Annotated in this window: 9 protein-coding genes and 1 pseudogene; 9 read left to right on the plus strand and 1 reads right to left on the minus strand. The window is 52.6% G+C overall.

The window, feature by feature from the left end; genetic code table 11:
• The first annotated feature begins 303 nt into the window (after positions 1-303).
• The 8 genes from BY454_RS15990 to BY454_RS16030 all read left to right on the plus strand — a co-directional run bounded on the left by BY454_RS15990 (position 304) and on the right by BY454_RS16030 (position 9,402).
• A complete protein-coding gene (locus BY454_RS15990; RefSeq protein ID WP_181049735.1) occupies positions 304-1,809 on the plus strand; it encodes a Mu transposase C-terminal domain-containing protein in 1,506 nt (501 codons plus the stop codon).
• The gene (locus BY454_RS15995) at positions 1,802-3,382 is read left to right on the plus strand and encodes an ATP-binding protein (RefSeq protein ID WP_027853439.1); all 1,581 of its coding nucleotides are present in this window, start codon (positions 1,802-1,804) and stop codon (positions 3,380-3,382) included. Before BY454_RS15990 ends, BY454_RS15995 begins: the two co-directional genes overlap by 8 nt.
• Before the next feature lie 110 nt (positions 3,383-3,492).
• The gene (locus BY454_RS16000) at positions 3,493-4,521 is read left to right on the plus strand and encodes an IS630 family transposase (RefSeq protein WP_054645368.1); all 1,029 of its coding nucleotides are present in this window, start codon (positions 3,493-3,495) and stop codon (positions 4,519-4,521) included.
• Positions 4,522-4,963: 442 nt separating this feature from the next.
• Positions 4,964-5,809: a phosphonate ABC transporter ATP-binding protein gene (phnC, locus tag BY454_RS16010; RefSeq protein ID WP_219820662.1), complete on the plus strand. Its 846-nt coding sequence runs from the start codon at positions 4,964-4,966 to the stop codon at positions 5,807-5,809.
• Positions 5,806-6,687 carry a phosphate/phosphite/phosphonate ABC transporter substrate-binding protein gene (gene phnD / locus BY454_RS16015; protein WP_104417572.1) on the plus strand — a complete coding sequence of 294 codons (882 nt, stop codon included), beginning with the start codon at positions 5,806-5,808 and terminating at the stop codon, positions 6,685-6,687. The genes phnC and phnD overlap by 4 nt, the downstream gene beginning before the upstream one ends.
• A 10-nt stretch (positions 6,688-6,697) precedes the next feature.
• The gene (gene phnE, locus BY454_RS16020; protein ID WP_011784781.1) at positions 6,698-7,528 is read left to right on the plus strand and encodes a phosphonate ABC transporter, permease protein PhnE; all 831 of its coding nucleotides are present in this window, start codon (positions 6,698-6,700) and stop codon (positions 7,526-7,528) included.
• Positions 7,529-7,537: 9 nt separating this feature from the next.
• The gene (locus BY454_RS16025; protein ID WP_104417573.1) at positions 7,538-8,548 is read left to right on the plus strand and encodes a phosphonate dehydrogenase; all 1,011 of its coding nucleotides are present in this window, start codon (positions 7,538-7,540) and stop codon (positions 8,546-8,548) included.
• Positions 8,542-9,402: a LysR family transcriptional regulator gene (locus tag BY454_RS16030; RefSeq protein ID WP_011783503.1), complete on the plus strand. Its 861-nt coding sequence runs from the start codon at positions 8,542-8,544 to the stop codon at positions 9,400-9,402. The genes BY454_RS16025 and BY454_RS16030 overlap by 7 nt, the downstream gene beginning before the upstream one ends.
• On the opposite strand, the gene BY454_RS16035 is transcribed toward BY454_RS16030, so the two are convergent.
• Positions 9,317-10,009, minus strand: coding sequence for a reverse transcriptase domain-containing protein (locus BY454_RS16035; RefSeq protein WP_082780664.1), 693 nt, complete (start codon positions 10,007-10,009; stop codon positions 9,317-9,319). The two genes, BY454_RS16030 and BY454_RS16035, sit on opposite strands and share 86 nt — an antisense overlap.
• A 96-nt stretch (positions 10,010-10,105) precedes the next feature.
• Here BY454_RS16035 and BY454_RS16040 point away from each other — a divergent pair.
• Positions 10,106-10,408: pseudogene (locus tag BY454_RS16040) on the plus strand (transposase); the annotation flags it as partial.
• Positions 10,409-10,506 lie beyond the last annotated feature (98 nt).

Raw genomic sequence — 10,506 nt, forward strand, 5'->3', positions numbered from 1 at the left:
CCCGCGTCGCTACGCTCCGATGGGTGGCAGCCTTGCTCCGGTCCGGGTGGCAGGCTTCACGTGGAATGGGTGGCAACCTTCAGCGGTTTACGCAGTTTCTGGCAAAGAGGGATGTCTCCGAATGCTCTCGCACCTGACTATCAACAATGTGGAGGGAGTGGCAAGCCACGACGAAATTTGGACAAAAAGCTGGGCCGGAAGCGTTCGGTCTCACCGGGGGAAGGACTTGTCGTAACTGAGGATGTGGCGGATATATTTCGCACGGCAATTGAGACAAGCTATCTCGTAGGAAAGCCAGTGCCGATGTCAGTTGTACTCAATAAAGCCAACGGCCTCCTGCGGTCCCGTTACCCTGATATAACACCAGGTCGATTGGCGACACGGGGCCAGCTTCAATACTTCTACTCTAAGAACTATCGAAAGCATGAAGCTGAAAAACGTCGAATGCCAGCTCGGGCATACGATAAAGACATCAAACCCCTAATCAGTACGGCAGCGACCAATAATTTCGGCCCAGGAGCTCGTTACGAAATTGACGCAACCATAGTGGATCTGTATCTGGTTTCAGATGAAGACCCTGAAAAAATTGTAGGGCGTCCAGTGTTGTATCTCGTGAAGGATGTATTCAGCCGTATGATTGCAGGTATGTATATCGGCTTTGAAACACCCTCGTGGGTTACTGCAGGTATGGCTCTAGCGAATGCGTTCTGCAGCAAGGTTGAGTACTGCGCGCGTTACGGTATTGAGATTACTGATAGTGACTGGCCTGCAGTCGGTATTCCGGCCAGCATTCTGGCAGATAGAGGTGAGCTGCTTTCCCGTCAGGCTGACACACTGGTGAATCGATTTGGAATTCAACTAAGCAACACCAGAGCCTATAGAGGCGATGACAAGGGTATCTGCGAGCGGCACTTCAACACTATTCAAGCTGAGTTCAAACCCTATGTTGGCGGAGTGGTAGAGCCTGTTAATGGCAAAAAACGGACAGGGAAACGCTACGAGCTTGATGCAGAGTTGGGCCTATCTGCTTTTACGGAGATGATGATTCATCTTGTACTCCGCCATAACACCAGTCATGTCGTAAAAGACTACGATTTCGCTCCGGATATGCCGAATGATCTGGCAGCTGTTCCTATTGCGCTTTGGAACTGGGGAGTTAGCAACCGGACAGGAAAGCTGCGTACCTGTGACGAGAGGCTAGCCAGAATTAACCTGTTGCCAAACGAAACTGCAACGATTTCTGAGGTAGGTATCAAACTGCGTGGAATCAACTATACATGCCAGGAAGCGTTGAAAGCTGGATGGTTCGACCGGATCAAACAGAACCGTCCAACCAAAATTGAAGCAGCTTTTGATCCTCGAAACACCAATGAGATATTTATCAGACCAGTTGCTGGCGATGATGAGTATTGGGTCTGCGATCTTTCAGATCGTAGCCGCAGCTATCGAGGAATGACATTTGTGGAAGCGGCTCAAAAGCAATATGAGAGAAAGAGAGCACAGGCATCTGCCAAGCAGCGGGCAGACTATTCAAGTATCGACACCTTGGATGCTATCGACCATATAGTCCAACGTGAGCGAGCGAAGAAACCCTCAAAGCCATCTCTGCCAGCGAGCCGTAGGTTGATGGGCATTCGTGATAATCGGCGCGATGAGTTGGCAGCAGAACGTCAGCGTACATCATTAAGTAAGCCAGATTCTGCCAGTTCCACTGGCCATAAGGCTTTGGTTATCGATATCAAAACGCGAAGTGAACCCTGCCTGGATTATCCTGATCTGGATTCGTTCTTGGAGGATGGAGATGATTAAGCATCCCCTGGCGCATTACATCGAGGCCGAAATCCCCGACTATGCTGGGCATCCTTTGATTAATGCACTTCCGCCGATTAATTCCCCTCAGGAAACGGCTAAGAAGCTAAATCGTTATCCAACGGTTGGCGACAGTGAGAAGAAGCTGCCTGGGCACATTCGTCGCCATGCGATGATGAGGATATTGGATCAGTTCCTCTATCCGACCAAGTCGCATTTGCAACTGGAACAAATGCTCTCGAGCATGATTCGTCGGGGCTACCTGAGTCGGAACATAGCCGATGCCAGCCACCAACGTAATCTTGATACTGTTGGTTATACAGACTTCAAATCTGCCAGCCGTAATGCAGGCAATGAATCTCTGGTTAGTTCGGTGATTGGCTGCTCGGGAACAGGTAAATCGACAGCTGTAGAGGCGATTCTGAGCTGCTATCCGCAAGTGATATATCACCCTGACTATCAGCATACCCAGCTGGTTTGGCTGAAGGTTGAGTGTCCCCATGATGGTTCCGTCAGGCATCTCTGCATCAACTTTTTCAGAGCGGTTGATGATGCCCTTGGCACAGATTATCAACAGTTATTTGTAAAATCGCGCTCTTCTGCAGAGTCGATGCTAGGTGACGTAGCGAGAGTAGTTGCGCTTCATTCGGTAGGCTTGCTGGCTATCGATGAAATTCAGCACTTGGAAAAATCCAAGTCGGGAGGCTCCCAGAAAATGCTGAATTTCTTTGTCACCCTGACCAATGTGATCAAGGTGCCGGTGCTGTTTATTGGTACCCCGAAAGCACTGGATCTGTTTACACCGACCATGCGTTCAGCTCGCAGGGCTGCCCAATTTGGCAGTCTGAACTGGAACCGCTTCGAACGTTCAGACAAGCCGGAACAAGACGCGGAGTGGGAGCGTTTCATCAAAAGGCTCTGGAAGCTGCAGTGGTTTGAAGCTCCGACTCCACTCACTGAGCCGATGAAAGACTTGTTCTGGGAGTTCACCCAGGGTATCCCTCATGTAGCGGTATCGCTGTTCTATCTCTGTCAGACCCGTGCTGTCATGGCCAGACGAGAGGTGATCGATCAGCTTCTTGTAGAAAAGGTCTTCAATGAAGAGCTTTCGCTAATCCACCCTATGATTAAGGCATTGCGAAGTGGCAGAAAAGAACAAATTCTGGCCTATGCTGACTTGGACATACCAACTGATACTATTCGCGCATCTGGCATCCATGTTGCTGATCCAGAGCTTCCACATACTTCTACTGAGCCTCAACAAGCCAGCAAAGCCCAACAGTTGATCGATATGTTGATGCAAATGGGTATTGGATCGGACATAGCCCCCGTGGTGGCCGAACAAGCTATTGAAGAGAAACCGGATGAGGATCTTTTGGGTCTGGTTGCACATATTCGAGCCTTACAGGAAAAGCCTACCCCTAAGCAGGTTTCTAAGAAAGCAGTGGCCAAACCGGCCAAGCCGGTGTATCTGAAAAATGATTTGCGGCTGGTTCGACAGAGCAGTGGTACTGAGACCTATAGCAAGTTTCAGGAAATGGGCGTTGTTATCCGGCTGGACAGCTTCCTGTGATTAGATCCGACCACATGGTATCAGACTTAATATACTAATGGGTTCGAAAGTAAGCGAACATCATTTATAATGTAGGCTCCGTTCGCCAAGCTTATCGGATATTTACACACATGCGCCACGATGACGGTCGTAAACTTGATCACAAAACATTAGAAGCCATTCGCGTTCGCGCCGTTCAACGGGTCATGGATGGCGAGAGTCCAGAAGTCGTCATCAAAGCGCTGGGGATGAGCCGAGCACGAATCTATGAATGGCTGGCTGCCTACCGCGAGGGTGGCTTTGACGCGCTCAAGGCCAAGCAGATTTCCGGTCGTCCCAAGAAACTGAGCGGTGCTCAGATCCGGGAGCTGTATATCTGGATAACGACCTTTACGCCGGACCAGTTGAAGTTTGATTTTGCCCTGTGGACTCGGGGCCGAGTGCGTGAGCTCATCCGGCAAAAGTTCAACGTCCGGTTAAGCGATGTCTCGGTCGGTCGTCTGCTTCGAAACCTGGGGCTGACGCCTCAGAAACCCCTGCATCGGGCCTACCAGCAAAAGCCAGAGGCCGTGAAACAATGGAAAGAAGAGACCTACCCGGAAATTCGCAAGGAAGCAAAAAAAGTCGGCGCCACCATCTATTTCGGCGATGAAGCCAGCATTCGGTCTGATTATCACAGTGGCACCACCTGGGCACCCAGGGGTGAAACTCCGATCATCCGTAATACGGGCAGTCGCTTCAGCATCAATCTGATCTCGGCCATCTCGCCTCGCGGCGAGCTTCGCTTTAAGACCATTCAGGGCAACATGAACACCGATGCGTTTCTTGGTTTCCTCAAGGCTCTGGTGCAAGACGTTGACAAGCCGGTTTTCCTGATCCTCGATAACCACCCGGTTCATCATGCTCGTCGGGTTCGAGACTATGTTGAGAGTCTCGACGGCAAGCTCAGGTTGTTCTTCCTGCCGCCGTACTCGCCGGAGCTGAATCCTGACGAGTCTGTTTGGGGCTATATCAAATACCATCACGTCGGTAAAAAGATCATTAACAGCAAAGAACAACTTCGGAGCACTGTTTACCGGCAGCTTCGACGTTTGCAAAAATTGCCACGACTATTGAAATCGTTTTTTGGCCATCCGGATTTGGCTTATATCTCCGGGTAATATTCGCTTACTTTATTTCGAATTAGTAAGTGCAAGGCTGTCCTTGCCCACCCTTAAGGCCACACCTTGAATTGCTGCCCGTTTCCAGATCCACCCCACCATAGTCAGCACCTGGAAGCGCGACCTATTGGAGAGCGCGTCCGACCTCCTCGAAGGCAAGAGTATAGTCGGTAAGCAATTCGATGAACTCAGCACGGACGAACTGTACCGTGAGATTCGCCGACTGACGGTGGAACGCAATTTTTGTTGCTTAAGCTCCTGGGTGGCTCGTTCCACTTTGGCTGAGCTCCATGTATTTCACAGAGCCCTTCGGAAAATCCTTGCGAACCAAAAGCACTTCATCAAACTGTCACGTCAGTGACACGACGGTGTCATCTCTCAGCTTTACCATTCAATTGTAACTCGCAATACGGCGAGCTTATTTATTGCAAAAGGTGATCCTGTGGCGCCAACTCAATCAAACAATGTGATGCTTCGAGTCGAGAGTATGGGCGTAACCTACCCGGGAAACGTCCTCGCGCTCAAACCCACCAACGTTCACTTTCACAAGGGCGAATTCACCGTGCTACTGGGACTTTCAGGCGCGGGTAAATCCACTCTGCTTCGTTCACTGAATCACCTGGTTAAGCCCACAACCGGGAAGGTTGTGTCTGGCGAGTTTGGTGAACTGACCAACCGTAGAATCCTGCGACAGCACCGCAGCCGCACCGCCATGGTGTTCCAGCATCACCAGCTGATCGAACGATACACCGCGTTACAGAATGTGCTGACAGGCAGACTTGCGTATCACGGTACTTGGCGAAGCCTGCTTCCCCTGCCCCGGCAGGACCTGGAGTTGGCTCTGCAATGCCTCGACCGCGTAGGTCTGGCTGACAAAGCGCTTTCCCGAGTAGATCAGTTGTCCGGCGGCCAGCAGCAGCGGGTTGGAATCGCCAGAGCATTGGTGCAGCAACCATCCATGATTCTTGCCGATGAGCCCGTTGCCAGCCTGGATCCGGCCACTTCTGAAAAGGTACTCGGCCTACTGCGCGATATTTGTCAGGAAGATGGAATCACCGCGGTTATTTCCTTGCACCAATTGGAATACGCCCAGCGTTTTGCAGACCGGATCATCGGCCTTTCGAACGCTCATATCGTTTTTGACGATGCTCCTGAAAACCTGAAATCGAAACACCTGGACGAGATTTACCACCGTTCACCCAGCGTGGTAGCTGCGGAAGGCAAACCAGCCATCCATAAACCTAAGACCACCCCGATAACGACAGACGTACTGGAGATAGCACAATGAAGACAATGATTCACTCTTTGCTGGCTCTGATAATGATGCTCGGCATCCATTGGTCAGCCCATGCCGCAGATTCAGCCCATGCCGCAGATACAGACCCTGATCTTTTGAAAGTTGCCTTGCTGCCGGATGAGAACGCGTCAGAACTGATCAAGCGAAACCAACCTTTGAAGGATTACCTGGAAACCACTCTTGGTAAGGAAGTAGAACTGATTGTTACCACCGATTACTCCTCCATGATCGAAGCCATGCGTTTTGGCCGAATTGACCTGGCTTACTTTGGTCCGTTGTCCTATGTGATGGCCAAGAGTAAGAGTGACATTGAACCCTTTGCCGCCATGGTGGTAGACGGGAAGCCGACTTATCGCTCCATCATTATTGCCAATGCGGACTCTGGCGTTGACTCCTTCGCGGATATCAAAGGCAAGAAAATGGCCTTCGGTGACCCCGCATCCACTTCCAGCCACCTGATCCCCAAGGCCGTACTCCTTGAGAAGGCAGGGCTCGAAGCCGGAAAGGACTATGAGGCTCATTTCGTCGGTAGCCATGACGCTGTTGCGGTTAACGTCGCCAATGGCAATGCCGACGCCGGAGGGTTGTCCGAAGTTATCTTCGAGCATGTGATGGACCGCAGTTTGATTGATCGGAGCAAGGTCAAAGTGCTGGGCTACAGCGGTGACTTTCCTCAATACCCCTGGGCCATGCGTTCGAACCTGGCCCCTGAGCTGAAGAGCAACATTCAGAAAGCCTTTCTGCAGATCGATGACCCGGAGATTCTCGACAACCTGAAGGCTGAGGGATTCGCGGCAATTACCGACGAAGATTACGATGTCATCCGCGCTATGGCTGGCCTGCTCAATCTTGATTTCGCAAAAATGTGAGGAGTGCCCCATGAACTATACAACGACGGAACCGGCGACTCTGTCGCCGGCCCCGTCGGCCTCCGTGCTGGATGAGCACGCGAAAGGCTGGCGGAAAAAACTCGGACAGTCGCTGTTAGTGCTGCTCATCATTTTTGTCGCAAGTTGGTACGTAGGGCTGCTCAATTTCAATACACTTGCCAATGGCGTGCCAGCCATAGGCACACTCATTGGCGAATCTCTTCCACCTGACTTCACCAATGTGGCCAGCTGGGTGTCGCCGTTAATCGACACGCTTGCGATGAGCATTGCCGGTACTGCCATTGCAGTAACCTTGTCTGTGCCACTGGCATTCCTGGCTGCGCGCAACACCTCTCCACATCCGGTGGTGTTCCAAGTAACTCGAACCCTTTTAAACGGTTTGCGTTCAGTCCCGGAACTGATCATGGGCATCATCTTCGTGGCTGCTGTTGGTTTTGGGGCGTTGCCTGGCGTACTGGCGCTCGGTCTTCACTCCATTGGCATGGTTGGAAAGTTTTTTGCCGAAGCGATTGAGCATGTAGATGAGGCGCCAGTGGAAGCGGCCGATGCTGCCGGCGCTACTCGCTTGCAGGTGCTCTATCACGCCGTGCTGCCACAAGCACTTCCTCAATTCGCGGACGTGTCCATTTATCGCTGGGAATACAATTTCCGTGCCTCGACCGTAATGGGCATGGTGGGTGCCGGTGGTATTGGCTTCGAATTGATGGGCTCGCTGAGAATCATGCAGTATCAGGAAGTCAGCGCCATTCTCATTGTCATCTTGTTGATGGTCACCGTCGTGGACAGTCTCAGTGGCCGCCTTCGTAAGAAATTCAAATAAGGAACGTCGATGAAACCCAAGGTTGTGATAACCCATAAGATCCATGACAGTGTTCTGGATGAACTTGCCCAAGATTGCGAGCTGGTCACCAACCAATCCGGCGCCACGTTGCCCCAGGAGGAAGTGGCTGCGCGCGTTGCAGACGCTGATGCGATGATGGCGTTCATGCCAGACCGAGTTGGAGAGGAGTTCCTACAGGGGTGTCCGCGCTTGAAGGTGATTGGTGCAGCCCTGAAAGGCTATGACAACTTTGATGTGGATGCCTGCACGCGTCATGGGGTTTGGCTGACATTTGTACCGGATTTGCTAACCGTGCCTACTGCAGAGCTAACGGTCGGGCTGACGATCAGTCTCACCCGACAAGTCAAGGCGGCGGACCACTTCGTTCGATCCGGTGAATTTACTGGCTGGACACCACGCTTCTATGGGCAGGGGATCGAAGGCTCACGGATTGGTATTGTGGGTATGGGGGCCATCGGCCAAGCGGTGGCGCAGCGCCTGAACGGATGGGGAGCGGATTTAATCTATTCCCAGCCGGAACGTTTACCCGTGCAGCATGAGCAGGCACTGGGTTTGTCCCATACTCCCCTCAAGATGCTGCTGGCCCAGTCAGATATTGTGATCCTGGCACTGGCGCTCAATGAGCAAACCCTCCACACCATTAATCGCGAAACGCTAACAGGAATGAAACCGGGCGCATTCCTTATCAATCCCTGCCGTGGATCTGTGGTGGATGAGGGTAGTGTTCTGCAAGCGCTTCAATCCGGTCAGTTGGGGGGGTACGCCGCTGATGTGTTTGAGATGGAAGATTGGGCGAGAGAAGATCGTCCGAGGGAGATCGCCCAGGGGCTCAGGGCCCACCCCAACACGCTGTTTACTGCTCACATCGGATCGGCAGTCAGCCAGGTGCGTCTGGCTATCGAGCAACGCGCTGCTCGGAACATTCTGCAAGTGCTTCGGGGTGAGCGGCCGGATGATGCGATCAATGATCCCAGTGGCCGCGAGAGCGGCCCATGCTGAATCTTGTCTGGCTGAAGAGTTTCGTGGCGGTGCTGGACCACAACGGGTTTCAGGCCGCAGCCCGCCAGTTGGACATCGCACAACCCACACTGTCCCAGCACCTTCAAAAACTCGAAAACCAACTTGGCGTTTTATTGGTCCACAGGGGGCGCTCTGGCTGTGAGCCAACCCGGGCTGCCTTAACCTTGTTGCCTTTTGCCCGAAGTCTGCTCCGGCTGGAGGAGCAGGCGAGATCTTCCATTATGGAGGCTCGACTTCGCGTTGGGGCGAGCTCCAATATTGGGATTTATATGCTCCAGCCCTACATCCGTCGTTACAAGGAGCTGGGCGTAGGGCCCGAGGTGGATGTGGTAATAGATTCCAATCCGACTATTGCACGGCATTTATCGGACGGTGAGCTGGACGTGGCGATTATGGAGTGGTGGCATGATCTACCCGGATTCCATGCTCAGGCGTGGCGTAACGAGCCCGTTGTTCTAATCGTTCCGCCTGGTCACCCGTTAGCCCGTCGAACCGATATCGACCGCGATACGCTGTCTAACATGGCTCTGATCGGCGGCGAACCCGGCACCGGCACTGGCCGGCTTTTGGCGACCTACTTCGGTGAGCATGGGCCATTTCCGACGGTATCTATGCAGCTGGGTAGCACCGAAGCCGTCAAGCAAGCGGTTAAGGTCGGACTTGGCGCATCGTTGGTGCTTGAAAGTTCTGTACGGGAGGAGGTCCAAAATGGAAGTCTGGTGGCTATTCCCGTGAGTGAGCCTGGCCTTAGCAAGGAGCTGATGGTGATTTATCCGAGCAGCCTGGACAAACACAGGCCAGTATACTCGTTTGTTGGGCATCTCTGTGAATAGCTATTGGGTCCACCTCACGCATATCTAGCTGGGAATGCAGATACTGAGCCTCACGCTCACTTCGACAACGCAGTATTCCGTCATCTGCATATCGGCAGAATGGGATATCCGGATGACGAACGGTCAGCCAACGATCCAATGCATAATGCAGAAACAGGTTTGCCAGAACTGGCGATAACGGGCCACCTTGTGGTGTGCCAACGTTCCGTCGTTCCTGCTTACCATCTTTCGTCTGCATCGGTGCCGTTAGCCAGCGCCTCACATACAGCAGCACCCAGGATTCAGAGCAATGGTGGTCAAGGGCCTTGAGCAATAGCTCATGATCAATATGATCAAACAAGCCACGGATGTCATACTCCAGCACCCAGTCCCTTTCCCAGCACCGCTTTCGCGTGATCGCAAGCGCATCATGCGGGGATTTCCCGCGCCGATACCCGTACGAGTCCACATGAAAGACAGGTTCCAGGATAGGTTCCAGCGTCATAGTAACCACAGTTTGCGCTATACGATCGCTAACCGTGGGTACCCCGAGCAATCTTTCTCCTCCACTTTTCTTCGGAATTGGAACTGCTTTGACGGACGGTGGGAAATAGCTGCCGGACGACATCCGATTCCAAATTAGATAGAGGTTCTTACTTAAGGAAGCTGCGAATAAGTCCACTGCATGGGATAATGCCCGCTGTACACGATTGAGGACGCACCGATGGATCAGCAACTTACATTCGCGGACAGCGAGTTCAGCAACAAGCGCCGTCAAACCCGCAAGGAAAAGTTTCTGGGCCGAATGGACAAGCTGATCCCGTGGGCGCGTCTCGAAGCCGTCATCGAGCCTCATTATCCCAAGGCTGGCAATGGTCGTCGACCGTATCCCTTGTCTACAATGCTTCGCATTCACTGCATGCAGCAGTGGTATACCCTCAGTGACCCCGCCATGGAAGACGCGCTGTATGAGATCGCGTCCATGCGGCTGTTCGCTCGATTGTCATTGGACAAGGCCATCCCCGATCACTGGCAAGCCCCCGATATTCTAGACACCTGACAGCTGCTTAAAATACTGCTTTTCGAAGTCCACGGGAGACAATCCACCGTTGTTGCCGTGCCGGC

The sequence above is a fragment of the Marinobacter persicus genome (assembly GCF_002934325.1).
In the GTDB taxonomy this organism is placed as follows: Bacteria; Pseudomonadota; Gammaproteobacteria; order Pseudomonadales; family Oleiphilaceae; genus Marinobacter; species Marinobacter persicus_A.

Bases quoted from the DNA above. Each gene is read 5' to 3' on its own strand.
- BY454_RS15995 (WP_027853439.1), top strand. From the start codon at position 1,802: ATGATTAAGCATCCCCTGGCGCATTACATCGAGGCCGAAATCCCCGAC.
- BY454_RS16030 (WP_011783503.1), top strand. From the start codon at position 8,542: ATGCTGAATCTTGTCTGGCTGAAGAGTTTCGTGGCGGTGCTGGACCAC.
- phnE (WP_011784781.1), top strand. From the start codon at position 6,698: ATGAACTATACAACGACGGAACCGGCGACTCTGTCGCCGGCCCCGTCG.
- BY454_RS16025 (WP_104417573.1), top strand. From the start codon at position 7,538: ATGAAACCCAAGGTTGTGATAACCCATAAGATCCATGACAGTGTTCTG.
- BY454_RS15990 (WP_181049735.1), top strand. From the start codon at position 304: ATGTCAGTTGTACTCAATAAAGCCAACGGCCTCCTGCGGTCCCGTTAC.
- BY454_RS16035 (WP_082780664.1), bottom strand. From the start codon at position 10,009: ATGTCGTCCGGCAGCTATTTCCCACCGTCCGTCAAAGCAGTTCCAATT.
- phnD (WP_104417572.1), top strand. From the start codon at position 5,806: ATGAAGACAATGATTCACTCTTTGCTGGCTCTGATAATGATGCTCGGC.
- BY454_RS16000 (WP_054645368.1), top strand. From the start codon at position 3,493: ATGCGCCACGATGACGGTCGTAAACTTGATCACAAAACATTAGAAGCC.